Genomic DNA, 24,672 nt, shown 5'->3' with positions numbered 1-24,672 from the left:
AGTTTGTGAAAGTAGCGTACGTTCAAAATCATGACGAAGGCAATCACCGTGGCCGGACTGCACAAGTCGTTCGGCCGGACGCATGCGCTGGACGGGCTCGACCTGGCCGTCGAGTCCGGTGAGGTCCATGGCTTCCTCGGGCCGAACGGATCGGGGAAGTCCACCACCATCCGAGTCCTGCTGGGACTGCTGCGGGCCGATTCCGGCGCCGCCCAACTGCTCGGCCGCGACCCCTGGCGCGACGCGGTGGAGCTGCACCGGCGCGTGGCGTACGTCCCCGGGGACGTCACGCTGTGGCGCAATCTCTCGGGCGGCGAGGTGATCGATCTGTACGGGCGGCTGCGCGGCGGCCTCGACGACACCCGGCGCGCGGACCTCGTCGAGCGGTTCGAGCTCGACCCGACGAAGAAGGGGCGGACGTACTCGAAGGGCAACCGGCAGAAGGTGGCCCTGATCGCCGCGTTCGCCTCCGATGTGGACCTGCTGATCCTGGACGAGCCGACCAGCGGGCTGGACCCCCTGATGGAGGAGGTCTTCCAGAGCTGCGTCACCGAAGCACGCGACCGTGGGCGGACGGTGCTGCTCTCCAGCCACATCCTCAGCGAGGTCGAGTCCCTCTGCGACCGCGTCAGCATCATCCGGGCGGGCAGGACGGTGGAGACCGGCTCACTGGCCGGCATGCGCCATCTGACACGGACGAACATCACCGCCGAGCTGGCGGACTCCCCCAACGACCTGGCGCGGCTGCCAGGGGTCCACGACCTCGATGTCCGGGGGCATCAGGTCTCGCTCCAGGTCGACACGGACAAGCTGGACGCCGTCCTCAAGTCGCTCTCCGCATCCGGGGTCCGGTCCCTGACCAGTACACCGCCCACCCTGGAGGAACTCTTCCTCCGGCACTACACGGCGGACGCGGAGCGGGGCACGCGACAGGGCGCCGATCAGGGCGCGGGGGTGTCAGCACGATGACTGCCGTGACCATGACCGCGACGGGCCGCACGGGGCGCCGGACGGGGACCGGGCAGCTCGCGGGGACCTGGCCCCTGCTGCGGCTCGCTCTGCGGCGCGACCGCATCATCATGCCGGTCTGGGTGCTCGTGCTCGGCGGGTCGTTCTCGTCCGTCGGGCAGTCCATCGCCTCGCTCTACGGGACCGCCGCACAACGCGCCGAGCTCGCCGCTTCGATGAACGGCAACAGCTCGTTGCGCGCGATGTACGGGCCCGTGTTCGGCGACTCCGTGGGCGCGCTCGTCAGCTGGCGCATGATCGCCTTCGGCGCCGCGCTGGCCGCGGTGATGAGCCTGGTCGTCGTCGTGCGCCATACCCGGGAGGAAGAGGAGACCGGTCGTCAGGAGATGCTCTCCTCCGCCATGGTGGGGCGCCGTGCGCCGCTGACCGCCGCGCTGCTCGCCGCCCTGATCGCCAACGCCGGACTGGGGCTGGTGATCGTGGCGGGGATGGCCGCTTCGGGCGCGGGCGGTGCCGGTGCGGTGGCGCTCGCCTCCGCCGTCGCCGGTGTCGGTGCGCTGTTCGCGTGCACCGCCGCGATCGCCGCACAGTTCACCGAGAGCGCGCGGCTGGCGAAGGGGCTGACGGCTGCGGTCATCGGTGCCGCCTTCGTCCTGAAGGCGGCGGGCGACTCCGCGACGGACGACGGCTCGTCGGTCCTCACCTGGCTCTCCCCTCTCGGCTGGGCGGAGAACGTCCGGCCGTACGCGGACGAGCGGTGGTGGGTCCTTCTGGTGATCGCCGGCGCCGTGGCCGTGCAGTGCGCCGTGGCGTACGCGCTGACCGGGCGCCGCGACGTCGGCATGAGCTTCCTCGCCACGCGGCCGGGACCCGCCCGGGGCCGGATCTCCACCGCCCTCGGCCTCGCGGTGCGCCTCCAGCGCGGTGCGCTCCTGGGGTGGACGGTGTCGTTCGCCGTGGTCGGCTTCGTCTTCGGCGGGCTGACCGGAGGCGCGGCGGATCTCGTCGGGGACAACGAGAAGACGAAGGAGATCTTCGAGCGGATGGGCGGCCAGTCCGGCCTGACCGACGCGTTCCTTGCCTCGATGGTCTCCGTGCTCGGCACCGTGGCGGCGCTGTACATCGTCTCCTCGGTGCTGCGGCTGCACGGCGAGGAGACCGCCGGGCGCGCGGAACCGGTGCTCGCGGGCGGGGTCGGCCGGACGGGCTGGGCCGCCGGTCATCTGCTCATCGCCTTCGGCGGCGCTGCCCTGATCATGACGGTCGGCGGCCTCGGCCTGGCAGGGGGCTACGGACACGAACTCCCCGCCGTGCTGGGCGCCTCGCTGGTACAACTGCCCGCCGTCTGGCTGCTGGGCGGGGTGACGGTCCTGCTGTACGGGGCGCTGCCGAAGGCCGCAGCGGCGGGCTGGGGACTGGTCGGTCTCTGCCTGGCGCTGGGCTGGATAGGTCCCGCGCTGGATCTGCCGCAGCCGGTGATGGACGTGTCGCCGTTCACGCACCTGCCCAAGCTGCCGGGAGCGGCGGCCATGGGGTGGGGGCCGGTGGCACTCCTCATCGCGGCCGCGGCGGTGCTGGTGGCGGGCGGCCTGGCGGCGCTGCGCCGGCGCGACATGCTGACTTGAGGGGATGCGGGGGTAGGGGCCCGCGTCCCACCACCGGCCCCCGTCCCGTCCCGGCCCGGCCCGCCGCCCGCGCGTCAGAGCTCGACCCGGAGTTCCTTCACTCCCCGGATCACGTATCCCGGGTTCCACTCCGGTTCCGCGACCAGCCGCATGCCGGGCGCCCGGCGCAGCAACTCGCCGAAGGAGGTGACCAGTTCCACCCGGGCCAGGGGTGCCCCGAGACAGAAGTGGATGCCCGCGCCGAAGGTGATGTGCGGGTTCTCCCGCCGGGCGAGGTCCAATGTGTCAGGGTGCGCGAAACGAGCCGGGTCGCGGTTGGCCGAGCCGAAGAGGAGGGCCACCTCCGAGCCTCGCGGAATGACCGTGCCGTCGATCTCGATGTCGTCGAGCACCCAGCGTTCGAACATCTGCAACGGGGTGTCGTAGCGCATGAGCTCCTCCACCGCGGTGGGCAGCAGGCCATGGTCCGCCCGCAGCGCGGCCAGCTGGTCCGGGTGGCGCAGCAGCGTCCACCAGCCGTTCACGGTGGTGTTGACGGTCGCCTCGTGGCCCGCGTTCAGCAGCAGCACGCAGGTGGAGACCATCTCCTGTTCGGTCAGCCGCTCGCCCTCGTCAAGGGCGGCGATCAGCGCGGAGATCAGGTCGGTCCCCGGGTTACCACGCCGCTCGGCGATCAGCTCCCGCAGATACGCGGAGAAGTCGAGGGAGGCGCGGACGGCGGCCCGGGCGGTCTCCTCGGACGGGTTGAGCTCGAACATTCCGCAGATCGCCGCCGACCAGGGCCGCAGCGGGGCGCGGTCGGACTCCGGAATCCCGAGCATCTCCGCGATCACGGCGACGGGCAGCGGCTCCGCGACCGCCGTCAGCAGATCGCCGCCGCCCTGCGCGACGAAGTCGTCGACGAGTCCGGCGGCCAGCCGCTGAACGGTCGGGACGAGCTGTTCGACGGTGCGCGGGGTGAACGCCTTGGAGACGAGCCGCCGGATCCGCGTGTGGTCCGGCGGTTCGAGGTCCAGGAGCCCCTGCCCGTTCAGCGTCTCGAACGGCTCGTGGGCGGCGGGCGGCGGCGTCCGGCCGAACTCCTCGTGCGTGAACCGGTGCAGATACGTCCGGCCCAGCCGCCGGTCGCGCAGGAGCGCCGACACGTCGGCGTAGTGCGGGACGAGCCACTGGTCCGTCGGCGCGAAGTAGTGCGCCCGGCCGGTGGCGCGCAGCTCTGCATAGGCGGGGTACGGATCGGCGACGAACGCCGGCGACCAGGGATCGAACGGGGCGGCGGGGCCGGAGTCGGCACGCATGGGCTGGTCCATGGACCGACGCTAACCGGCCACCCGCCCCCGGGCCAGACCTGCCCCGGGGGCTGCCCCGGGGGCTGCCCCGGGGGCTGCCCCCTACGACGGCGTGACCAGCCGGGCCTCGTAGGCGAAGACGGCCGCCTGGGTGCGGTCGCGCAGGCCCAGCTTCACCAGGATGCGGCTCACATGCGTCTTGATGGTGGACTCGGCGACCACCAGATGCGAGGCGATCTCCGCATTCGACAGGCCCTGGGCGATCAGGACGAGCACTTCCGTCTCGCGCTCCGTGAGGTCGCCGATCTGGGCCAGGGCCGGCGGCCGCGGGGCCGCCGCGAGCTTGGAGAACTCGGTGATCAGACGACGGGTGACCGTGGGGGCGAGAAGCGCCTCGCCGGACGCCACCACACGTACACCGTCCGCGAGTTGCCGGGCCGAGGCGTCCTTGAGGAGGAAGCCGGACGCACCGGCACGCAGCGCCTGGTAGACGTACTCGTCGAGATCGAAGGTGGTGAGCACCAGCACCTTCGCGTCCGCGTCGGCGGCGACGATCTCGCGGGTCGCCTCGATGCCGTTGAGCTCCGGCATCCGGATGTCCATCAGCACCACGTCGGGACGGAGCGCCGCGACCTGGGCGACGGCCTCCCGCCCGTTGACGGCCTCGCCGACGACCTCGATGCCCGGCATCGCGTTGAGCAGGACCGAGAAGCCCTCGCGGACCATCATCTGGTCGTCGACGATGAGCACCCGGATCGGCGTACCGGCGGCGGCCGTCATGTCTGCTCCCCCACGGCTTCCACGGGCGCGTCGGACGGGGCGGCCTGCACGGGGATGAAGGCGGTGACCTCGTAACCGCCTTCCGCGGTCGTCTCGGCCGTCATCTCACCGTTCAGCATCGCCACCCGCTCCCGCATGCCCGTGATCCCGTGTCCGGCACCGGGGGAGGGCTTCGCCGGGGCGGTCGGCGGACCGTTGACGACGCGCAGCCCCAGACCGCCCAGCACATAGCCGATCTCGACCTTCGCGGTGGCGCCCGGTGCGTGCCGCAGGCTGTTGCTGAGGGCTTCCTGAATGATCCGGTACGCCGAGAGCTCGACGCCCTGCGGCAGCTCGCGCACCGCACCGGTCACGGTCTTCTCCGTCGGCAGTCCGGCCTCGCCGACGTTGGCGAGCAGCCCGTCCAGTTCGGCCAGGGTGGGCTGCGGGGCGTCCGGCGCCTCGTAGTCCTCGGCCCGCACGACGCCGAGGACCCTGCGCAGTTCGGTGAGGGCCGCGACGGCGTTCTCCCGGATCGTGAGGAAGGCCTGCTCCAGCTCGGGCGGCGGGTTCTCCACCCGGTAGGGGGCCGCCTCGGCCTGGATCGCGACGACCGACATGTGGTGGGCGACCACGTCGTGCAGCTCACGGGCGATGGTGGTGCGCTCCTCCAGCAGCGTGCGCCGGTCGCGCTCGACGGCGGTGACCGTGCGCTGCACGGTCACCTCGCGCTCCGCCTCACGGCGGATCTGCACCACGCTCACCAACAGCAGCGCGAACGCCGAGGCCACCGCCATGGCCACGGTCGGCGGTCCGGAGTGCCATCCTCCGGCGTTCTCCAGAAGCGTGCCGAACAGGAGGGTCAGACCCCACATCCAGGCCGCGGTCCGCGGCCTGGTCCGCGCGGCGACGACGGTGAGCACCGTCAGATGCGCGAAGAAGATGCTCGGCGCCCACGGCCCGTCGGAGGAGCCGGTGACCATGGTCACCGGTATGAGCGCCATCGACAGCCAGAACGCCCCGACCGGCCGCACCAGAGTCATCCCGACGCATGCGGCGGGCAACAGCCCCGACACGAGGACTCCGCCGTTGCCACCGCTGGAGAACCCCAGCATGAAGGCGAACAGCGCGGCCGTCAGGACCACCGCGTGCGGGGTCCACTCGGCACGCGCCCGGAGCCGCTCCGGCAGCCTCCGGGTCAGTACCCCGTCGGTCCTCATCGGCCCCAGCGGGCGGTAGGCGAACGCATCGTGGATGAGGTCCTGGCGCAGGCCGCCGATCGCCCCTGCGGCCACCCGGAGCTCCGGGCTTCTGGTCTTGGTCTGTGTCACGCTTCCACGGTAGGGGGCGCGGCGTCCCCGGTCGTCAGCAGTGATACGGATCCTGAGCCGTCCGTCGCAAGTACTACCGGGGTCCGCCGCGGCGCCGCGGCGGACCGGGCGCTACCAGGCGAGCTGGGCGATCTCCTCGGCGACCACGGCGCACGCGTCGGCCGCCGGGTCGATCAGCGGGAAGTGCCCGACGTCCGGCAGCAGCGTCAGCCCCACCATCTCGCCCTCCTTCGCCGCCGCGTCGACGAACGCCTCCGAGACGGCCGACGGCACGGTGAGGTCGGTGGTGCCCTGGACCACCGCCGTGGCGATGCCGGTGGGCAGCAGCAGGGCCGGGTCGGCGTGCGCGGCGCGCTCGGTGAAGTCCTCCGCGCGCCCCAGGAACTGCCCGACCGCACCGGAGCACACACCCAGCGCGACGGCGGAGGCGAAGTCCGCGATCGGGGCGAGCGCGACCACTCCGCGCAGCGCGGGCGCCCGCGGCAGCCGCCACGGCGAGTCCTCCGGCAGAACGTGCCGGGCGGCCGCCCACAGGGCCAGCTGCCCGCCCGCGGAGTGCCCCGTGACGACGATCCGCCGGGCGTCCGCCGTCGGCATGTGGAGCACCAGCAGCTCGGGCAGCGCGTCCATCGCCGCCGCGACGTCGTCGAAGGTCTCCGGCCAGCGCCCGGCGACCGGGCCGGAGCCGCGCTGCTGCGGAAGCTCGCTGCCGCGCCGGTACTCGACGCTGGCGACGGCGAATCCGCGCCGGGCCAGGAAGTCCGCGAACGGCGACAGGTGGAGCCGGTCGTACGGTGCCCGCCAGGCCCCGCCGTGCAGGACGACCACGACGGGGGCGCCGGCCCGCCCGTCGCGCGGGGCGTAGAAGTCGATCACCTGGTCCGGGTGGCTGCCGTAGGCGGCGGAGACATCGGGGGCGACGGCCGGATGCGAGAACGCCGACGCGGTCTCGGCTGCGTCCTGATCACGCGCGGCAGAATCCGACATGCTGCTCCAACCGTCCCTGTGACATGCCCAACTGGCTTGACCTGCGGGGACGGTATCAGTACGGGGGCGTCCTCTTCGCCGCCGGAGGGCAGCGCGGCCGCACGCCCGGCCGGGCCGTCAGTAGTACGTGCCGTACAGCCCGCCCCGGAGGTCACCGAAGAAGGCGGTCCAGGGGCTTTCCCTGGACTCCTCGTCGGAGAAGACCACCGGGTCGACGCGGACGAACTCGTCCTGGATCCCGTCGGCGAAGCGGTCGAGTTCGGCGTGCGGCACGCTCCGGTCGGCGCCGGTCCCCTCGCGGGCCACCTTCAGCACTCGCCGGTGCAGCAGTTCCAGCAGGTGCTGGAGCGAGGAGAGGTCCGTGTGAACCGGGCGCAGGTCCCCTTCGAAGAGCTCCCTCTCGTCGGGGAGGGCGTGCACCGTGCCGTCATCGAGGCCGAGGAAGAGGTACCAGCCCTGAACCGCGCCGAGGAGCAGGATGTTGCCGAACTCCTCCTCGATGATCACCACCTCGTCATCGAGGTCCACGACGGGGCGGCCTTCCCCGATCGCGCAGCCCTCCGCGGCCAGGACCGGGGCCAGGTGGAAGGGGCGCTGCGGAAAGCCGATGTCGCACAGTGCCCGGAGGTCCTCCGGACGGTTCACCACATCGGCGAGGACCTCGCGCGAGGCCCGTATGTAGCGGGAGCGGTCGCTCCCGTTCCCGCCGTCACCGTCGATATCGAAGAGCACCTGGCGCGACTCCCTGCCCGTCGGCTGTCGTTGCACCCCATTCTGCGCCCGCACGACAGCTCCGGGCCCGTCCGGCGACCGGGGCGAGCCGGTCGCCGGACTGACCCGGCAGCCTACGCCGCCGGAGCGGCGGAACCGGTCAACACGTCCGCGAGCACCCGCGCCGCCCGTTCCGCGTCGGCGAACCCCACGTACAGCGGGGTGAAGCCGAACCGGAGCACGTCCGGCCGCCGCAGGTCCCCGACGACTCCGCGCGCGATGAGCGCGGCCATCACGGGTTCGGCGTCCTCGCACCGCAGCGCGACCTGGCTGCCCCGTTCCGCGTGGGCGCCCGGGGTGACGGAGGTGACCCGGCCCGCGGGGGCGTACGCGGCGACGCACTCCAGGAAGAAGTCCGTCAGCGCCAGCGACTTGGCCCGTACCGCGTCGATCCCGACCCCGTCCCAGACGTCGAGGGACGCCTCCAGGGCCAGCATGGACAGGATGTCGGGTGTTCCGACCCGGCCCCGTACGGCACCGTCCGCGGGTGCGTAGGCGGGCGTCATCGCGAACGGGTCGGCATGCGACGTCCACCCCGGCAGGGGCGAGTCGAAGGCCGCCTGATGCCGTGCGGCGACGTACAGGTACGCGGGCGAACCGGGGCCGCCGTTGAGGTACTTGTACGTGCAGCCGACCGCCAGGTCCACCCCGTGGGCGTCCAGCCCGACGGGCAGCGCGCCCGCGCTGTGGCACAGGTCCCAGACGGCGACCGCGCCCGCGGCGTGCGCCGCGGCGGTGAGGCCGGGCAGGTCGTGGAGCCGGCCGGAGCGGTAGTCGACGTGGTTGAGCAGCACGGCGGCGGTACGCGGGCCGAGCGCGCCCGGTACGTCGGCGGGGGCGACCGGCACGATCCGGTGGCCGGTCATGCGGGCCGCCGACTCGGCGATGTAGCCGTCGGTGGGGAACGTGGCGGCGTCGACCAGGATCTCGTCGCGGCCCTCGGGGGCCAGCCGGGTCGCGGCGACGACGGCCTTGAAGACGTTCACGCTCGTCGAGTCGCCGACGACGATCTGGCCGGCGGCCGCGCCGACGATCGGGGCGATGCGGTCGCCGATCCGCTCCGGAGCGGTCCACCAGCCGCTCTCGTCCCAGGACCGGATGCGCAGCTCGCCCCACTCGCGGGTGAGGACCTCCTGCAGCCGGGCGGGCACATGGCGGGGCAGTGCGCCGAGCGAGTTGCCGTCCAGGTAGACGGTGTCGTCGAGGGTGAAGAGCTTGCGCAGCGGTGCCAGGCCGTCCGCGGTGTCGAGCGCCTGCGCGCGCTCCTGGAGATCAGACATGGCTGCGGGCCGTCCAGAGCTCGGGGAACACGTTCTTCGTGGCGCGCTTCTCCAGCCAGGCGACCCCGGCGGAGCCACCGGTCCCGGTCTTGGAGCCCATGGCCCGCCGGGTGGCGACGAGGTGGTCGTTGCGCCAGCGCCACACGAGCTCGCCCACGTCGGTGAGCGCCTCGCCGAGGCGGACCAGTTCGTCGTTCTGGTCGGGGTTGGCGTAGATCTCCGCCCAGACGGCCTCGACCTCGGGCGACGGCTCGTACTTCTGGGTGAGGTCGCGGCCGAGCACGGCCTGGGGCACCGCGTGGCCGCGCCGGGCGAGCAGGGCGAGCGTCTCGTCGTACAGACCCGGCTCGGCGAGCGCCTTCTCCAGCTCGGCGTGGACACGGGGCGCGCCCCGGTGCGGCACGAGCATGGACGCGGACTTGTCGCCGAGCAGGAACTCCATCCGCCGGTACATGGCCGACTGGAAGCCGGAGCCCTCGCCGAGCGCGGACCGGTAGGAGTTGAACTGGGCGGGGGTGAGCTGGGCGAGCGGCGTCCAGGAGGCGTTCAGCGCCTCCAGCTCCCGCAGCGACCGCTTCAGCGCGTCGCGCGCGACGCCCAGCCGGTCCTCGCGCAGGGCGTGCGCGGCCGTCTCCCACTCATGGACGATGACGGTGAACCACAGTTCCATGACCTGGGTGGTGACCAGGAAGACCATCTCGCCGGGATCGTCCGAGCGAAGGTGCTGGAGGTGGGTCAGGACATCCGCCTGGACGTAGTCCTCGTACGGAGTCGTTCCCGCGAAGTCGAGGTGCGGGGTCTGCGCACCGGTGGCTTCGGGGTCGGGGTGAATCGTCGACATTGCTGTCTCCTCGACACGAGCTTCCGGGTAGCGGTCCGCCCCCACCGTGAGGTGGTGGAGCTCCGGTCCCCTGCCCGCATCCTAAGCGGAGATCCGCAGGCCGCGACAGCCGCACGGGCCCCGCGGACGGCGATCGTCCACGGGGCCCGCAGGTGGGAGCGTCGGCTGCGCGTGGGCTAGCCGAGGGTCTCGGCGGCGGTCGGCGAGGAGTCGCGGAGGAACGTCGAGCAGCGCTCGTACTCCTCCTGCTCACCGATCGACTGCGCGGCGCGCGCGAGACCGTGCAGGGCGCGCAGGAAGCCGCGGTTCGGCTCGTGCTCGAACGGTACGGGGCCGTGGCCCTTCCAGCCGGCGCGGCGCAGGGCGTCCAGGCCGCGGTGGTAGCCGGTGCGGGCGTAGGCGTACGACTCGATGACCCGGCCGCCCTCGAACGCCTCGTCGGCGAGCTGTGCCCAGGCCAGCGAGGAGGTCGGGTACTTCGCCGCGACATCGGCGGGCGCGGTGCCGGCGGCGAGCAGTTCGCGCGGCTCCGGGTCGTCGGGCAGGTGGGTCGGGGCAGGGCCCCCGAGCAGGTTCTCGTGGATCGACATGGGTCCAAGTGTGCCTGTCACCGGCGCCGCCCGGGGCATCCGGTGCGCACAAGGCCGCGAAACGTCTAGGACCTGTCCGGGGCGGGTTCCAGCGGGGGGCTCGTGACCCCGCAGTGCACCGTGCACTCCGGCTGCGCGGTGTCCTGCACGGCAGCCGGCGGCGTACGCACGGTCGCCCACGCGATGAGGGCGCCGAGGACCAGCAGCCCGGCGCACATCGGCATGGCCCGCCGGAAGGTCGCGGCGAACTCCCCGGCGTCCCGGTAGGCCTCGGGGCCCATCCCGGCGAGCAGCGGCAGGGCGGCGACCGCGATCAGCCCGGCGGCGCGGGCGGCGGCGTTGTTGATGCCGCTGGCGAGGCCGGCCCGGCCGGTGTCCACGGAGGCCAGGACGGTCGCGGTGAGGGGCGCCACGAGGGCCACCAGCCCGATGCCGAGGACGGCGACGGCGGGGAGGACGTCGGCCAGGTATCCGGTCACGGAGGCGGACCCCGGTCCCACGCGCAGCATCAGAAGCATCCCGGCGGCGGCGATCAGCGGACCGGCGGTGAGGGGGATGCGCGGGCCGATGCGCCGGCTCAGTTCGCCGGAGCGGGCCGAGAACAGCAGCATCAGGACGGTCGTCGGCAGCAGGGCGGTGCCCGCGCCGAGCGCGGAGTAGCCCGCCACGACCTGGAGCTGGATGGCGGAGAGGAAGAAGAAGCCGCCGAGGGCCGCGTACACGCAGAGGGTGACGATGTTGACGGCGGTGAACTGCCGGGACGCGAACACCGACGGCGGCAGCATGGGATCCGGCCGCCGCCGCTCGACCTGGACGAACAGGGCGCCGAGCAGCACCCCGCCCACCGCCGCACCGATCACGGCCGGGGAGGCCCCCTGTCCCGGCGCCTCGATCAGCGCGTACGTCACCAGCGCGAGCGCGAAGGCGGCGAGGGCGGCCCCCAGGACGTCGAAGCGGCCGTGCTCGTACGGATCCCGGGACTCCGGTACGTGGCGCAGGGCGACGGGCACGCAGATCGCGGCGAGCGGCAGATTGAGCAGGAACACCCACCGCCAGCCCGGTCCGTCGACGAGCCATCCCCCGACGAACGGCCCGACGGCGGCACCGACCCCGCCGAGCCCCGACCAGAGCCCGACCGCGCGGGCCCGGTCGTCCGGGTGAAAGCTCGCCTGGATCAGGGCCAGCGACCCCGGGGTGAGCAGGGCGCCGCCGACACCCTGGAGGGCACGGGCGGCGATGAGCACCTCCGCGCTCGGCGCGAGGCCGCAGAGCAGCGAGGCGGCGGCAAACCACACCACGCCGACGACGAAGACCCGCCGCCGCCCGTACCGGTCACCGAGCGCTCCCCCGAGGAGGATCAGCCCGGCCAGCGTCAGCATGTAGGCGTTGACGGTCCACTGGAGCGCGGCCAGGCCGGTGCCGAGGTCCTCGCCGATGCGGGGCAGGGCGACGTTGATGACGGTGGAGTCCAGCATGGCCATGCTCGACCCGAGCACGGTGGTGAGGACGACCCAGCGCCCGGCGGTGGAGGCGACGCGGATGCCGCCGGAACCTGCTGAGCTCTCCGCCATGCCCTCAGCATCGCGCAATCCGGCCCCTCCGGCGATCGAGGAGGGGGGTCCGGGGGCAGCGCCGGCGAATCGCCCCGCGCCCCCGCCCGCCCACGCGGCCGCTACGCGGCCCCCCGTACCGCCTCCACCCCCCGGATCAGCGCCTCCAGCCCCGCCACCACCTTGCTCCGCGCGCACCCCACGTTCAGCCGTACGAAGCCCTCCGCCCCGTACACGCTCCCCGGCATCACCGCGACGCGCTCCCGTTCGACCAGCACGCGCTGGAGCGCCTCGTCGTCCTTCACGCCCGCCCGGCGCAGATCGATCCAGGCCAGGTAGCCGGCCTGCGGCGGCTCCCACTCCAGCCCCGGGAACGCCGCGTTCAGCCGTTCGGCGACCAGGGCCAGGTTCCCCGCGACATACGCGCGCACGGCGTCCAGCCACGGCGCGCCGTCCCGGTACGCGGCGATGTGCGCGGTCAGCGAGAGCACCGCCGGTGAGGCGAGGCCCTCCGCGGTCTCCATCCGGCGCAGGAACTCCGTCCGGTCCTCCGCCCGGCCGACGAATCCGTACGAACCGGTCAGCGCCGGGAAGTTGAACGCCTTCGAGGCCGAGGTGATGAGCGCCCAGCGTCCGTCGCCCCCCACCCGCGTCCACGGCACATGGACCCGCCCCTCGTGCACGAAGTCGGCGTGGATCTCGTCGCTGATCACGGCGACCCCGTGCCGCGCCGCGAGGGAGGCCATCTCCGTGAGCTCCGCCTCCGTCCACACGCGCCCCGACGGGTTGTGCGGCGAACAGACCACGAGGACCTTGCTGTCCTGACGCGCGAGCTCCCGCTCCAGCGCCTCCGTGTCCCCGAGACCCACCCCGCGCAGCTCGCGGCCGAGCCCGGTGACGGCCTTGCGGAAGCCGTCGTACGTCGGGGTGTGGACGACCACGCCGTCGCCCTCGGCCGTCCACATCTGGAGCAGCTGCGACAACTGGCTGAGCACGGAAGGGCCGTACACCAGTTGCCCGGTGTCGATCACGGTGCCGTACCGGGTCGCGAACCAGTGGGCCACCGCCGGGCGGAAGTCGCCCAGCCGCCAGTCGGTGTAGCCGAACACCCCGTGGTCGAGCCGGGCCCGCAGGGCGGTCAGCACCTCGGGGGCCGTCTCGAAGTCCATGTCCGAGATGGTGAACGGCAGCAGTCCGTCCACCCCGAACCGGTCCGCGACCCCGTCCCACTGCACGCTCCAGGTGCCGCGGCGGTCGATGACGGTGTCGAAGTCGTAGGACGTGCTCACAGCTGCTCCCTCACATCATTCCTGCCGGGTACGGACATGCCCTGGGCCCGGCACCCCAAGGGGTACCGGGCCCAGGCAGACATCCGTACGGAGTTACTTCAGCTTGGTGCCGGTGGACCGCAGGTTGGCACAGGCCTCCGTGACGCGCTTGGCCATGCCCGCCTCGGCGGACTTGCCCCAGGTGCGCGGGTCGTAGACCTTCTTGTTGCCGACCTCGCCGTCGACCTTCAGCACACCGTCGTAGTTGCGGAACATGTGGTCCGCGACCGGGCGGGTGAAGGCGTACTGGGTGTCGGTGTCGAGGTTCATCTTCACGACGCCGTTCTCCAGCGCGGTGGCGATCTCCTCGGCGGTGGAGCCGGAGCCGCCGTGGAAGACGAAGTCGAACGGGGACGTCTTGCCGTACTTGGCGCCGACGCCCTCCTGGAGGTCCTTGAGGAGCTCGGGGCGCAGGACGACGTTGCCCGGCTTGTAGACGCCGTGCACGTTGCCGAAGGACGCGGCCAGCAGGTAGCGGCCCTTCTCGCCCAGACCGAGCGCCTCGGCGGTACGCAGCGCGTCGTCGACGGTCGTGTAGAGCTCGTCGTTGATCTCGTGCGTGACGCCGTCCTCCTCGCCACCGGTCGGGGTGATCTCGACCTCAAGGATGATCTTGGCGGCGGCGGCCTTGGCCAGCAGCTCCTGGCCGATGGACAGGTTGTCGGCCAGCGTCTCGGCCGAACCGTCCCACATGTGGGACTGGAACAGCGGGTTCAGACCCTTGGCGACGCGCTCCGCGGAGATGTCGATCAGCGGACGGACGTACGTGTCCAGCTTGTCCTTGGGGCAGTGGTCGGTGTGCAGCGCGACCGTGATGTCGTACTTGGCGGCGACGATGTGCGCGAACTCGGCGAGGGCGACGGCGCCCGTGACCATGTCCTTGTTGTACTGGCCGCCCAGGAACTCCGCCCCACCGGTGGAGATCTGGACGATGCCGTCGCTCTCGGCCTCAGCGAAACCACGCAGCGCAGCGTGCAGGGTCTGCGTCGACGTCACATTGATGGCCGGGTAGGCGAACTTGCCTGCCTTCGCCCGGTCGAGCATCTCGGCGTAGACCTCGGGGGTTGCGATGGGCATCTGTCCGCTCCTTGGGATGTGCGGGTGTGCGTTGCTGGTTCCCTGACCTGGGGGCGACGTCATCGTCGCCCCCATCTTCCCAGACTCTCGTCCCGGCTCCACCCCGCCTACTCCCCCAGCGTTCCGGGCGCCCCGCCGCAGACATACGACAAGGGGGGTCGGTTTCACGTGAAACCGACCCCCCTTGAGGGAAACCGCAGGTCAGGCAGGTCAGGACAGGTCCAGGTCCGGCACCGAGTAGACGTGGACATACGGGAGGCCCGCCTCGGCGATGGCCGGAGCCGCGCCCCGCTCCACGATCACGGCGACGGCGACGACCTCGCCGCCCGCCTCACGCACCGCCTCGACGGCGGTCAGCGGCGAACCGCCGGTCGTCGAGGTGTCCTCGACGACCAGGCAGCGGCGGCCCTTGACCTCCGTGCCTTCGATCCGGCGCTGCATGCCGTGGGCCTTCTGCGCCTTGCGCACCACGAACGCGTCCAGTTCCTGCCCGCGGGCGGCGGCGGCGTGCAGCATCGAGGTGGCGACCGGGTCGGCACCCAGCGTCAGCCCGCCCACACAGTCATAGTCCAGCTCCGCGGTCGCGTCGAGCATGACCTGACCGACCATCGGAGCGGCCTTGCCGTCCAGCGTGATGCGGCGCAGATCGATGTACCAGTCGGCCTCGAGACCGGAGGAGAGCGTCACCTTGCCGTGAACCACGGCCTTGTCCTTGATCTGCTGCAACAGCTCAGCGCGTACGTCAGTCATGGCTACGAGGATAAGGCCGACCGGCCCCGCGCCCGCCCCGGACCGTCGCGCTCAGAGCGTGCGCCAGCTCCACGTCGTCGCGATCTCCAGGGGTTCGATCGGCGTGACATAGCGGGGGGCGGTGTTCAGGCCGTTCGGCGGGCCCGACTGCGGCTCCACACAGACCGCCTCGTCCTGCTCGTCGTAGACCACGACCCACTCGGTGCGGCTCTTCACCGTGAGCTCCAGCCGCTCCGGCCAGGTGAGGGTCACATCGACGCCGTCGGGCATGCCGAAGCAGTCGTCCCACGGCCCGGCCAGGGGAGGGATCCGGTGGCCGGTCGGCAGATGGTTCTCCCCCCGCTCCTCCTGCCACGCGGCGTCGAAGTCGATCCGGACGTCCTCACCGCTGCCGAGGTTGCGCCGGAACCACGGGTGCCAGCCGGCCTGGGCCGGGAAGGAGTCCCCGTACGTCTCGACGCCGAAGGCCAACGTCAGCGAGGACTCGGTCAGTTCGAAGGTCTGCGTCACCCGGCCCGGGTATGGCCAGGGGTCCGCCAGGTCGTAGTAGAAAGCGGCCTCCGTCGCGCTCTCCCGCGCCGTGCGCCAGGCCGTGTCACGGCCTGTGCCGTGGATCGCGTGCGGCGGGGCGGTCAGCGGCAGCTGATGCAGCACACCGCCGTTGTGGAACTGCCCGTTCTCGGTCCGGCCGCACCACGGCACCATCGGGAAGCAGCCATAGCGCTCCCCCTGCCGCAGCAGTTCGGTGCCGCCGATGCGCAGGCTGCTGATACGACAGCCGTTGGCGGGGTTCACGGTCAACTCTGCGTCGCCGACGGACAGCCGGACGTCCTTCTCGCTGCTGCTCACACGACGACCCTACTGGCGCGGCTACCTCCGGCGCCGCAGTGCCCGGCCCACCACCACCGCGGAGGCGAGGGCGAGTGCGGCCGCGGGGGCCACCCAGCGGAGCGTGGCGCCCGCACCGCTCGCATCGGGTGACGGGACGGGCGCGTACCGGCCGCGCGGCGGCGCGTGGTCGACCTCCTCCGCACTGCGGCCGATCATGGTGCGCCGGGCATGCGCGGCCTCGGCGGGCGGCCCGTCCGGGACGGTGAACTCGATCCCGGCCACCGGGTCCATCGACGAAGGCGGCACCGGGGTGTCGAACACGGAGGCCTGATCCGGCGGCTCGTCCGCAGCCGCGTCGTGCGGGGCCGGTGCGTCACCGGCCCGCGAGGTGTCCGCCTCCTCGGCGGCCTCCTCCAGCGCCTGCTCCACGGCTTCGCCGACGGCCTGCTCCTCGGCGGTGACAGCTGCGGCGGCCTCGTCGGCACCCGGGACCGCGCCGCCCTCCCCGGCATCCCCCGCATCTCCGGCGAGGGACTCCGTCACCAGCTGCTGCGCGAACCGGTCCAGCAGCCGGTGGGCCGCGGACAGCGCCGCCGCCGGGTCCAGCTCCAGCAGCCGGCCGTCGCCGCTCACCGTGCCCTCGAAGGCGATCGCCGTGCCGCCGTCGCGTGCGGTGAGGCGGACGGTCAGGACCAGCTTCGCCGAACCGCTGCCACGCGCCTCCGCACCCTCGCCCGCCACGGCCACCCCGTGCGCGGCACCCGGCAGCGGGGTGAGCCGCAGCGCGCCCCGGTACGTGATGGTGTGGCCGCCGGCCCGGACCTTGAGCCGGCCGGACAGCGGGCCCGCGGACGCGTCGGCGTCCTGCTGGAGCCCCGGCACACAGCGCGCGACCCGGGCAGGATCGCCCAGCGTCCGCCGAAGGGCCGGGACCGGAACCGGAACGAACACCTCATGCTCCATGGAAACCGAGCCTACTCAGCCCCGGCCACCACGTCAGCGCTTCCGCATCCCCGAAGGCCCCGCCACCGGCCCGAATCGCACCGCTCACCGCTCCTCCCAGTACCGCGGATGCACCAGCGTCGACGGGGCCTGGCCGCGCAGCCGCCCGGCCTCCGCGCGCCGCCCCGCGTCCCGCAGCGCGGGGCCCGTCAGGGACCGCAACCGCGGGGCCCCGCTGTCCAGACCGAGGGCGGGCTCCGCGGCGGGTCCTGCCAGGACGAACCCCCAGCCGTGCACCTCGCCGGTCCGGCCCGTGGCCCGGTCGGGGCCGACCGCGAATCCGGCGTACCGCCCGCTGATCCGATAGGGGCGGGTGTGCAGTCCCGCCGCCCGCATGGACGCCTCGACCGTCCAGTACGTGCGCGGCCGGCTCACCGCCGGCCCCCCGTGCACCACCAGCCGGCCGTCCGGTGCCAGGGCCCGGTCGACCAGTCCGTAGAACTCCGCCGAATAGAGCTTCGTGCTGGCCGAGATCCCCGGGTCCGGCAGGTCCGCGACCACCACGTCGTAGCGGTGCCGCGCCGTCCGCAGCCAGCTGAACGCGTCCCCGGTCACGGCCGTCATCCGCGGATCCCGGTAGGCGTGCGCGTTCAGCTCGGACAGCGCCCGGTCGGTGCGGGCCAAGCGGGTGACGGCGGGGTCCAGCTCCACCACGGTCACGCTCCGCACGTCCGGGTAGCGCAGCACCTCGCGTGCCGCCAGGCCGTCACCGCCTCCCAGGATCAGCACCCGGGCGTGCGGCCCGTTCATCGCCGGGTGCACCAGTGCCTCGTGGTAGCGGTACTCGTCGCGGGAGCTGACCCGCAGCCGCCCGTCCAGGTAGAGGTCGAGGGAACTCCGGTCCGATCCGGTCAGCACCACTTCCTGGACCTCGGTCTGCAGCGCGACCCGCACCTGGTCGCCGTAGACCGCGCGCCGCGCCGCCCGCTCGAAGTCGTCGGCCAGCACGGCGGCCGTCGCGAGCACGGCGATCACCAGCACGTTGGCGGCGATCAGCAGCCACCGGGAGCGGGAGGTGAGATCCCGCCGGAACACCCACAGGACCAGCGCCCCGCCCGCCGCCGCGTTGACCGTCCCGGTGAACAGCGCGCCCGACAGCTGACCGAGCATCGGCAGCAGCAGGAACGGGAACGCCAGCCCGCCGACCAGCGCGCCCACGTAGTCGGCGGCGAAGAGATCGGCGACCGCCCCGCCCGCGTCCTGCCGGTCCACCCGCTGGATCAGCGTCATCAGCAGCGGGATCTCCGCGCCGATCAGAACGCCGATCGCCAGCGAGAACCCGACCAACGCGTACCGCGACTCCCCGATCCAGGCGAACGACGCGTAGAGCACCAGTGCGGAGGAACCGCCGACCAGGGCGAGCGCCGCCTCGATCAGCCCGAAGCCGACCGCCGCTCGGCTGCGCAGCCGTTTCGCGAGCAGCGAGCCGATCCCCATGGCGAACACCATCACGGAGAGCACGACGGACGCCTGGGTGACGGAGTCACCGATCAGATAGGAGGCGAGTGCGACCAGTTCGAGCTCGTACACCAGCCCGCAGGCGGCGCAGATGAAGACAGCGGCCAGCACGAGGTACCTGCCGGTCCTCGGTCGCACGGGAAGGCGCGCCGCGCCCCCACGCAGCGGCACCTGCTGGTCGATCATGCCGCGAACGCTACGTCACTGAAACGTCGCCGCTTGTCACCCACAAGGGTGTAATCGGCGCACTCCCAACGGAGTTGGCGCCGGTCACAGCGCCGCCGCTGCCGGCATCCGCACACCCACGCGGGTCCGCGTCACCACCAGCCTGCCCTCCTGCGGGTACGCGTGCCAGGTGCGCCACCGCACCTGGCCCTCGGTCCGCTGGGCCAGCATCGCGGTGAAGGCGTGCGGGCTCCCCGGGAACGTCCCGGCCAGCCCGTGGGGGTGGTCGGCGACGAGTGCCAGCAACTCCTGCGCGCGCCCCGCGAAGGAGCCCGCGCCGAGCGTCTCGACGCGCGCCGCGAACTCGTACTCCCAGTCCCCCAGCCGCTTGGAGACGCCTAAGGGCAGAGGGGTGCTGCTGCCGGGCATACAGGCGACGGTTTCGGAACAGCTGCCCTGCTCCTCCTCCAGAAGTACCTGGTGGGAGGCGCCGAGCAGCCGCAGCTGCAGTTGCGCGCCGGCGAGTCCGAGATCGAGGACGGCCAGCGCCGGGAGCGGTTCACGCCCCAGCGCCCAGGCCAGATCGGCGGCACGGGTGTCGGAATAGGCCGTATGAAGGGTCGTGAGCATGGGTCGGCTCCGCAAAACACACATGGACACGTGGACAGGGGGCGCCCCGACGTGGTGCACGTGGGAGGTGGGAAGCGCCCGATCAGGTCCAACTGGGGTCCGAGGGCTGAATGTTCTCTCAACCGAGGGAATCACGAACTACGCCGCACTCGCAGCGTTTTTACCCAACTTGGCGTGGTTTCCATCCCCTCGGGGGCCTGCCGGGTCTGGTGTTCACCAGGGATGCGCCGTGCGGCCCAACGAAAAGGCGCCCGGCGGGACTTAGAGAGCTCCTCTCCGTCCCGCCGGGCGCCGCCGGCCGTCCTGCCCGGCCGCGGACCAGCTGCCCCGTGTCAGCTGCCTCCGCCGCATCCACCCCCGCCGCCACCACCGCCGCACGACGAACCGCCGCCGCACGAATGGCCGCCGGAGTGACCACCGGAATGACCACCGGAGTCTCCGCCCCCGTCCCCCGCCCACCAGCTCCCGCTGCCCGAACCGGCGCCCGCACTGCCCGCCCTGCGCCGCCCGGCCGACGACCGGCCGCGGTTGCCCGCGCTCACCAGCGCCGCGACGAGGAGCACGACCAGGGCCACGCACACCGCAATGACCACACTCACCACGGACCTCACGTCCTTCCGTCCCCCGAAGCGAAAGTCCCCCGCTCCGTACCGATTCCTGCGTGTCAGGGGGATGCCCCCGTCCCCGTACGGCCAAAGCAGACTTGAGCAACTCCAGAGCTTCCGCGCAGGATGGCGGTCATGACACAGGGACGACCGCTGCTCAACCGCCGCCTCGCCGAGTTCGGCACGACGATCTTCGCGGAGATGTCCGCGCTGGCCGTCCGCACCGGCGCCATCAACCTCGGCCAGGGCTTCCCCGACACCGACGGCCCCGAGGAGGTCCGCGAGGCCGCGGTCCGTGCCCTGCGCGCCGGGCACGGCAACCAGTACCCACCGGGGCCCGGCGTCCCCGAGCTGCGTACCGCGATCGCGGCCCACCAGCAGCACCGCTACGCCCTGGCGTACGACCCCGACACCGAGGTCCTCGTCACCGCGGGCGCCACCGAGGCCATCGCGGCCACGCTGCTGGCGCTCCTGGAGCCGGGGGACGAGGTCGTCGCCCTGGAGCCGTACTACGACTCGTACGCCGCCTGCATCGCCATGGCGGGCGCGACCCGCGTCCCCGTGACCCTGCACCCCGAGCCGTCCACCGGCACCTACCGGCTGGACCTCGACGAACTGCGCGCGGCCGTCACGCCCCGCACCCGGCTGCTGCTGCTCAACACCCCGCACAACCCCACCGGCACCGTCCTGACCCGCGAGGAACTCGACGCGATCGCCGGGCTGGCGTGCGAACGCGATCTCCTCGTCGTCACGGACGAGGTCTACGAGCACCTGGTCTTCGAGGGCGAACACCTGCCGCTCGCCGGCTTCCCGGGGATGCGCGAGCGGACGGTCACCATCAGCTCGGCCGGCAAGACGTTCTCCTTCACCGGCTGGAAGGTCGGCTGGATCACCGCGAGCCCCGAGCTGGTGTCAGCGGTCCGATCCGCCAAGCAGTTCCTGACCTATGTCTCCGCCGGCCCGTTCCAGTACGCGGTGGCCGAGGCGCTGCGCCTGCCCGACAGCTACTTCGACACGCTGCGCGCGGACCTGCGGGCCAAGCGGGACCTGCTGAGCGGCGGGCTCACCGAGGCCGGGTTCCAGGTCTACCGCCCGGCCGGCACGTACTTCGTCACCACCGACATCCGTCCGCTGGACAGCAGCGGCGACGGCTTCGCGTTCTGCCGGTCGCTGCCGGAGCGGTGCGGGGTCGTGGCCGTGCCGAACGCGGTCTTCTACGACCACCGGGTGCAGGGCGCGCCCTTCGTGCGCTTCGCGTTCTGCAAGCGTACGGAGGTACTGGAGGAGGCCGTCTCCCGGCTCAAGGGCCTGTGACACGGCACGGCGCGGGGAACGGTCCTGTTCCGGACCGTTCCCCGCGCCGTGCCGGCGTCGCGGGTGGCTCAGGCGTCCGGAGCGGCCTGCTCCGTGCCCTCGGCCGGCTTCTCGTCGGCCGGTGCCAGGCCGAGGCGCTCCAGCAGCCACTTGTCGAACTCGATGGAGGCGCGCACCCAGCTGACCGTCGAGGAGACGAAGTGCTCCAGGGAGACGCCGGTGCCGATGAGCATCTGCGCCTCACCGATCAGCCGGACCGAGGTGCCGGTGTCCTCGGAGCCCTCCTCGGGCTCGTGGGTGTGCGTGTAGACCTTGGGCCACAGGGTGCGGCGGTTCCAGTCGTCGATCGCGTCGAGGAGGACCGGGCGCTGGTCCGTGTCGTGCGGGCGGTCGTAGAACGTACGGACCGAGAAGACCTGCTGCTCGCCCTCGCCACGGAACATGAAGTACGTGCGGAAGTCTTCCCACGGCGCCGCGAGGTCGCCCTCGTCGTCGACGACGTACTTCAGCTCCATCTGCTCCAGGAGCTGCTTGACGAGGTCCTGGTCAGGGACGACGGGGCCCTCCGGTCCTGCCGCCTGCGGTTCGGGCTGGCCCCCGAAGTTAGGAATCGAGGACGGATCGATGCTCACCGTAATTTCCCTTCGTGCGGTTGGCTGCCATCCTCTCCCATGCCGGGCGGGGCATGGCAAGCCCGGACGGCCCCGATCCGCCACAAGCTGATATCCAGCCGGTGGGGACCGGGGCCGCAGAGGGGCTGTGGCGCGCCGGTCAGGCCGCCGCGCCGACGGTCAGACCGTCACCGGCCCGGTCGACGCGGACCGTGTCGCCGTCCGTGATCTCGCCCGCGATGATCTTCTTCGCGAGCCGGTCGCCGATCGCCGTCTGGATGAGGCGGCGCAGCGGCCGGGCACCGTAGGCCGGGTCGTTGCCCTCCTCGGCCAGCCAGGCCAAGGCGGCCGGGGTGACGTCGAGGGTGAGCCTCCGGTCCGCCAGCCGCTTGGCGAGGCGGTCGATCTGAAGCCCCGCGATGTGCGCGAGCTCGTCCCCGGACAGAGCTGAGAAGACGACCAGGTCGTCGAGCCGGTTGAGGAACTCCGGCTTGAAGGAGGCCCGCACGACGTCCAGGACCTGGCTCTTCTTCTCCTCGGGCTTGGTCAGCGGGTCGACCAGGTACTGGCTGCCGAGGTTGGACGTCAGGATCAGGATGGTGTTGCGGAAATCCACCGTCCGGCCCTGTCCGTCGGTGAGCCGGCCGTCGTCGAGGACCTGGAGCAGGATGTCGAAGACCTCGGGGTGCGCCTTCTCCACCTCGTCCAGCAGGACGACGCTGTACGGGCGGCGGCGGACCGCCTCCGTGAGCTGGCCGCCCTCCTCGTAGCCGACGTACCCGGGCGGGGCGCCGACCAGCCGGGCCACGCTGTGCTTCTCGCCGTACTCGCTCATGTCGATGCGGACCATGGCCCGCTCGTCGTCGAAGAGGAAGTCGGCGAGCGCCTTCGCCAGCTCGGTCTTGCCGACACCGGTCGGGCCGAGGAAGAGGAACGATCCGGTGGGCCGGTCGGGGTCTGCGATACCGGCCCGGGTGCGGCGTACCGCGTCCGAGACGGCCTGCACGGCCTCGGTCTGCCCGATGAGGCGCCGGCCCAGCTCCTCCTCCATGCGCAGCAGCTTCTGGGTCTCGCCCTCCAGCAGCCGGCCGGCCGGGATGCCGGTCCAGGCGCCTACGACATCGGCGATGTCGTCGGGTCCGACCTCGTCCTTGACCAGGGTCTCCTTGGGCTCCTTCGCGGCCTCCTGCTCGGCCTCGGCCGCCTCGGCCAGCTCCCGCTCCAGGCCCGGGATCTCCCCGTACAGCAGCTTGGAGGCGGTGTCGAAGTCGCCGTCGCGCTGGGCCCGTTCGGCCTGGCCGTGCAGTTCGTCAAGGCGCTCCTTGAGGTCACCGACGCGTTCCAGGCCCTGCTTCTCCTTGTCCCAGCGGGCGTTGAGACCGCGCAGCTCCTCCTCCTTGTCGGCGAGGTCGCGGCGCAGCTTCTCCAGCCGCTGCCTGGACGCGGGGTCGGTCTCGTTCTTGAGGGCCAGCTCCTCCATGTGCAACCGGTCGACGGACCGCTGGAGTTCGTCGATCTCGACGGGTGAGGAGTCGATCTCCATGCGCAGCCGGGAGGCCGCCTCGTCGACGAGGTCGATGGCCTTGTCGGGGAGGAAGCGGGAGGTGATGTAGCGGTCGGAGAGCGTGGCGGCGGCGACCAGGGAGGCGTCCGCGATCTGCACCTTGTGGTGGGCCTCGTAGCGGCCCTTGAGCCCGCGCAGGATCGCGATGGTGTCCTCGACGGACGGTTCGGCCACGAGCACCTGCTGGAAGCGGCGCTCCAGGGCGGGGTCCTTCTCGATCCGCTCGCGGTACTCGTCCAGTGTGGTGGCGCCGACCATCCGCAGCTCGCCGCGGGCCAGCATGGGCTTGAGCATGTTGCCCGCGTCCATGGCGGAGTCGCCTCCGGCGCCCGCGCCGACGACGGTGTGCAGCTCGTCGATGAACGTGATGATCTGGCCGTCGCTCTCCTTGATCTCGGAGAGGACGGTCTTCAGCCGTTCCTCGAACTCGCCGCGGTACTTCGCGCCCGCGACCATGGCGCCCAGGTCCAGCGAGACGAGCCGCTTGTTCTTCAGGGATTCGGGGACGTCGCCCTTGACGATGCGCTGGGCGAGCCCTTCGACGACGGCGGTCTTGCCGACGCCGGGCTCACCGATGAGCACCGGGTTGTTCTTGGTGCGGCGTGACAGCACCTGGACGACGCGGCGGATCTCCTGGTCGCGCCCGATGACCGGGTCGAGCTTGCCGTCACGCGCGGCCGCGGTGAAGTCCGTACCGAATTTCTCCAGGGCCTTGTACTGGCCCTCCGGGTCGGGTGTGCTCACCCGGCGCCCTCCCCTGCTCTTCTCGAATGCGTCCAGCAGCCTCTTCGCACTGGCGCCCTGCCCGTCGAGGATCTCACCGGCGCGGCCGCCCTTCGCCGCGATGCCGATGAGCAGGTGCTCGGTGGAGATGTAGTCGTCGCCGAGCTCCTTCGCCCGCTGGGCGGCGTCGGCGATGACGGCGAGCAGTTCGCGGTTGGGCTGCGGCGGCGCGACGGTCGACCCGGTCACGCTGGGCTGGGCGGCCAGGAGCCGTTCGGTCCCGGTGCGGATGGCGACCTGGTCGGCCTCGACGGCCGCCAGCAGATCGACGAGATTCTCGTTGTCCTCGCCCGAGAGCAGCGCCAGCAGCAGATGCCCCGGGGTCAGATCGGGATGCCCGTCCTTCACGGCCCTGCTGGTGGCCGCGTTGATGGCGTCCCTGCTCCTGTTGGTCAGCTCGGCGTCCACGTGTGCGCTCTCCTCCTTGCGATGACTGGTCCGTCCTCACTACTGACACGATCAACGTGCACAAAGTTGAGTCTATTCCACTCAAGGCAAAAACGGGCACCCTCCCGGCCCCTCTTCCGTTCCGAGTGAACCGGCCGCTCCCCCCGCCCGCCAC

The 24,672-nt window shown here is 72.1% G+C and carries 22 protein-coding genes; 3 read left to right on the top strand and 19 right to left on the bottom strand.

Annotated elements, in window-relative coordinates; translation table 11 throughout:
* Positions 1–30: 30 nt before the first annotated feature.
* Both OG959_RS20230 and OG959_RS20225 read left to right on the top strand, forming a co-directional pair.
* Entirely contained in the window at positions 31–969 is a 939-nt protein-coding gene (locus tag OG959_RS20230; protein WP_326660379.1) for an ABC transporter ATP-binding protein, read from the top strand.
* Complete coding sequence (locus OG959_RS20225) at positions 966–2,594, top strand: ABC transporter permease (RefSeq protein ID WP_326660378.1); 1,629 nt, start codon at positions 966–968, stop codon at positions 2,592–2,594. Before OG959_RS20230 ends, OG959_RS20225 begins: the two co-directional genes overlap by 4 nt.
* 74 nt (positions 2,595–2,668) lie before the next feature.
* Here the strand turns inward: OG959_RS20225 and OG959_RS20220 are convergent, their stop codons facing one another.
* From OG959_RS20220 to OG959_RS20140, 17 genes are all read right to left on the bottom strand, one after another.
* A complete protein-coding gene (locus OG959_RS20220; protein ID WP_326660376.1) occupies positions 2,669–3,904 on the bottom strand; it encodes a cytochrome P450 in 1,236 nt (411 codons plus the stop codon).
* Positions 3,905–3,985: 81 nt separating this feature from the next.
* On the bottom strand, positions 3,986–4,663 hold the full coding sequence (locus OG959_RS20215) for a response regulator (RefSeq protein ID WP_148019907.1): 678 nt from the start codon (positions 4,661–4,663) through the stop codon (positions 3,986–3,988).
* Positions 4,660–5,973: a sensor histidine kinase gene (locus OG959_RS20210; RefSeq protein WP_326660374.1), complete on the bottom strand. Its 1,314-nt coding sequence runs from the start codon at positions 5,971–5,973 to the stop codon at positions 4,660–4,662. The genes OG959_RS20215 and OG959_RS20210 overlap by 4 nt, the downstream gene beginning before the upstream one ends.
* Positions 5,974–6,084: 111 nt before the next feature.
* The gene (locus OG959_RS20205) at positions 6,085–6,960 is read right to left on the bottom strand and encodes an alpha/beta hydrolase family protein (protein ID WP_326660372.1); all 876 of its coding nucleotides are present in this window, start codon (positions 6,958–6,960) and stop codon (positions 6,085–6,087) included.
* 117 nt (positions 6,961–7,077) lie between these two features.
* Positions 7,078–7,692: an SUKH-4 family immunity protein gene (locus OG959_RS20200; RefSeq protein WP_326660370.1), complete on the bottom strand. Its 615-nt coding sequence runs from the start codon at positions 7,690–7,692 to the stop codon at positions 7,078–7,080.
* A gap of 113 nt (positions 7,693–7,805) precedes the next feature.
* Positions 7,806–9,011, bottom strand: coding sequence for a kynureninase (gene kynU / locus OG959_RS20195; RefSeq protein WP_326660368.1), 1,206 nt, complete (start codon positions 9,009–9,011; stop codon positions 7,806–7,808).
* A complete protein-coding gene (locus tag OG959_RS20190) occupies positions 9,004–9,852 on the bottom strand; it encodes a tryptophan 2,3-dioxygenase family protein (RefSeq protein WP_219573915.1) in 849 nt (282 codons plus the stop codon). The genes kynU and OG959_RS20190 overlap by 8 nt, the downstream gene beginning before the upstream one ends.
* A 176-nt stretch (positions 9,853–10,028) precedes the next feature.
* Complete coding sequence (locus tag OG959_RS20185) at positions 10,029–10,442, bottom strand: DUF3151 domain-containing protein (RefSeq protein ID WP_148019901.1); 414 nt, start codon at positions 10,440–10,442, stop codon at positions 10,029–10,031.
* 65 nt (positions 10,443–10,507) lie between these two features.
* Positions 10,508–12,013 carry an MFS transporter gene (locus tag OG959_RS20180; RefSeq protein ID WP_326660363.1) on the bottom strand — a complete coding sequence of 502 codons (1,506 nt, stop codon included), beginning with the start codon at positions 12,011–12,013 and terminating at the stop codon, positions 10,508–10,510.
* A gap of 101 nt (positions 12,014–12,114) precedes the next feature.
* The gene (locus OG959_RS20175; RefSeq protein ID WP_326660361.1) at positions 12,115–13,281 is read right to left on the bottom strand and encodes a MalY/PatB family protein; all 1,167 of its coding nucleotides are present in this window, start codon (positions 13,279–13,281) and stop codon (positions 12,115–12,117) included.
* A gap of 93 nt (positions 13,282–13,374) precedes the next feature.
* Positions 13,375–14,397, bottom strand: coding sequence for a class II fructose-bisphosphate aldolase (gene fbaA / locus OG959_RS20170; RefSeq protein WP_148019898.1), 1,023 nt, complete (start codon positions 14,395–14,397; stop codon positions 13,375–13,377).
* Between the two features lie 210 nt (positions 14,398–14,607).
* A complete protein-coding gene (gene pyrE, locus OG959_RS20165) occupies positions 14,608–15,147 on the bottom strand; it encodes an orotate phosphoribosyltransferase (RefSeq protein WP_326660358.1) in 540 nt (179 codons plus the stop codon).
* 51 nt (positions 15,148–15,198) lie between these two features.
* A complete protein-coding gene (locus OG959_RS20160) occupies positions 15,199–15,996 on the bottom strand; it encodes an aldose epimerase family protein (RefSeq protein WP_326660357.1) in 798 nt (265 codons plus the stop codon).
* A gap of 21 nt (positions 15,997–16,017) precedes the next feature.
* On the bottom strand, positions 16,018–16,941 hold the full coding sequence (locus OG959_RS20155) for an SRPBCC domain-containing protein (RefSeq protein ID WP_326660354.1): 924 nt from the start codon (positions 16,939–16,941) through the stop codon (positions 16,018–16,020).
* Positions 16,942–17,025: 84 nt separating this feature from the next.
* Positions 17,026–18,624, bottom strand: a complete 1,599-nt coding sequence (locus OG959_RS20150; RefSeq protein ID WP_326660352.1) for a polyamine aminopropyltransferase — start codon at positions 18,622–18,624, stop codon at positions 17,026–17,028.
* A gap of 84 nt (positions 18,625–18,708) precedes the next feature.
* Positions 18,709–19,233, bottom strand: a complete 525-nt coding sequence (locus OG959_RS20145; RefSeq protein ID WP_326660350.1) for a DUF2617 family protein — start codon at positions 19,231–19,233, stop codon at positions 18,709–18,711.
* A 332-nt stretch (positions 19,234–19,565) separates the two neighbouring features.
* Positions 19,566–19,832, bottom strand: a complete 267-nt coding sequence (locus tag OG959_RS20140; RefSeq protein WP_326660348.1) for a hypothetical protein — start codon at positions 19,830–19,832, stop codon at positions 19,566–19,568.
* Between the two features lie 141 nt (positions 19,833–19,973).
* On the opposite strand from OG959_RS20140, the gene OG959_RS20135 reads away from it, so the two are divergent.
* Entirely contained in the window at positions 19,974–21,152 is a 1,179-nt protein-coding gene (locus OG959_RS20135) for a pyridoxal phosphate-dependent aminotransferase (RefSeq protein WP_326660346.1), read from the top strand.
* Between the two features lie 68 nt (positions 21,153–21,220).
* On the opposite strand, the gene OG959_RS20130 is transcribed toward OG959_RS20135, so the two are convergent.
* Together OG959_RS20130 and clpB are read right to left on the bottom strand one after the other, a co-directional pair.
* On the bottom strand, positions 21,221–21,784 hold the full coding sequence (locus OG959_RS20130; protein WP_326660345.1) for a YbjN domain-containing protein: 564 nt from the start codon (positions 21,782–21,784) through the stop codon (positions 21,221–21,223).
* A 139-nt stretch (positions 21,785–21,923) separates the two neighbouring features.
* Complete coding sequence (gene clpB, locus OG959_RS20125; RefSeq protein WP_326660344.1) at positions 21,924–24,518, bottom strand: ATP-dependent chaperone ClpB; 2,595 nt, start codon at positions 24,516–24,518, stop codon at positions 21,924–21,926.
* Positions 24,519–24,672 lie beyond the last annotated feature (154 nt).

The sequence above is a fragment of the Streptomyces sp. NBC_00385 genome, assembly GCF_035917155.1.
Lineage (GTDB): Bacteria > Actinomycetota > Actinomycetes > Streptomycetales > Streptomycetaceae > Streptomyces > Streptomyces poriferorum.
The sequence above is the reverse complement of the archived record's forward strand: the minus strand, read 5'-3'. Positions and strand labels throughout refer to the sequence as shown.

Excerpts from the sequence above, each read along its gene's own strand:
- OG959_RS20230 (WP_326660379.1), top strand. The coding sequence starts at position 31 with ATGACGAAGGCAATCACCGTGGCCGGACTGCACAAGTCGTTCGGCCGG.
- OG959_RS20225 (WP_326660378.1), top strand. The coding sequence starts at position 966 with ATGACTGCCGTGACCATGACCGCGACGGGCCGCACGGGGCGCCGGACG.
- OG959_RS20220 (WP_326660376.1), bottom strand. The coding sequence starts at position 3,904 with ATGGACCAGCCCATGCGTGCCGACTCCGGCCCCGCCGCCCCGTTCGAT.
- OG959_RS20215 (WP_148019907.1), bottom strand. The coding sequence starts at position 4,663 with ATGACGGCCGCCGCCGGTACGCCGATCCGGGTGCTCATCGTCGACGAC.
- OG959_RS20205 (WP_326660372.1), bottom strand. The coding sequence starts at position 6,960 with ATGTCGGATTCTGCCGCGCGTGATCAGGACGCAGCCGAGACCGCGTCG.
- kynU (WP_326660368.1), bottom strand. The coding sequence starts at position 9,011 with ATGTCTGATCTCCAGGAGCGCGCGCAGGCGCTCGACACCGCGGACGGC.
- OG959_RS20190 (WP_219573915.1), bottom strand. The coding sequence starts at position 9,852 with ATGTCGACGATTCACCCCGACCCCGAAGCCACCGGTGCGCAGACCCCG.
- OG959_RS20185 (WP_148019901.1), bottom strand. The coding sequence starts at position 10,442 with ATGTCGATCCACGAGAACCTGCTCGGGGGCCCTGCCCCGACCCACCTG.
- OG959_RS20180 (WP_326660363.1), bottom strand. The coding sequence starts at position 12,013 with ATGGCGGAGAGCTCAGCAGGTTCCGGCGGCATCCGCGTCGCCTCCACC.
- fbaA (WP_148019898.1), bottom strand. The coding sequence starts at position 14,397 with ATGCCCATCGCAACCCCCGAGGTCTACGCCGAGATGCTCGACCGGGCG.
- pyrE (WP_326660358.1), bottom strand. The coding sequence starts at position 15,147 with ATGACTGACGTACGCGCTGAGCTGTTGCAGCAGATCAAGGACAAGGCC.
- OG959_RS20155 (WP_326660354.1), bottom strand. The coding sequence starts at position 16,941 with ATGGAGCATGAGGTGTTCGTTCCGGTTCCGGTCCCGGCCCTTCGGCGG.
- OG959_RS20150 (WP_326660352.1), bottom strand. The coding sequence starts at position 18,624 with ATGATCGACCAGCAGGTGCCGCTGCGTGGGGGCGCGGCGCGCCTTCCC.
- OG959_RS20145 (WP_326660350.1), bottom strand. The coding sequence starts at position 19,233 with ATGCTCACGACCCTTCATACGGCCTATTCCGACACCCGTGCCGCCGAT.
- OG959_RS20135 (WP_326660346.1), top strand. The coding sequence starts at position 19,974 with ATGACACAGGGACGACCGCTGCTCAACCGCCGCCTCGCCGAGTTCGGC.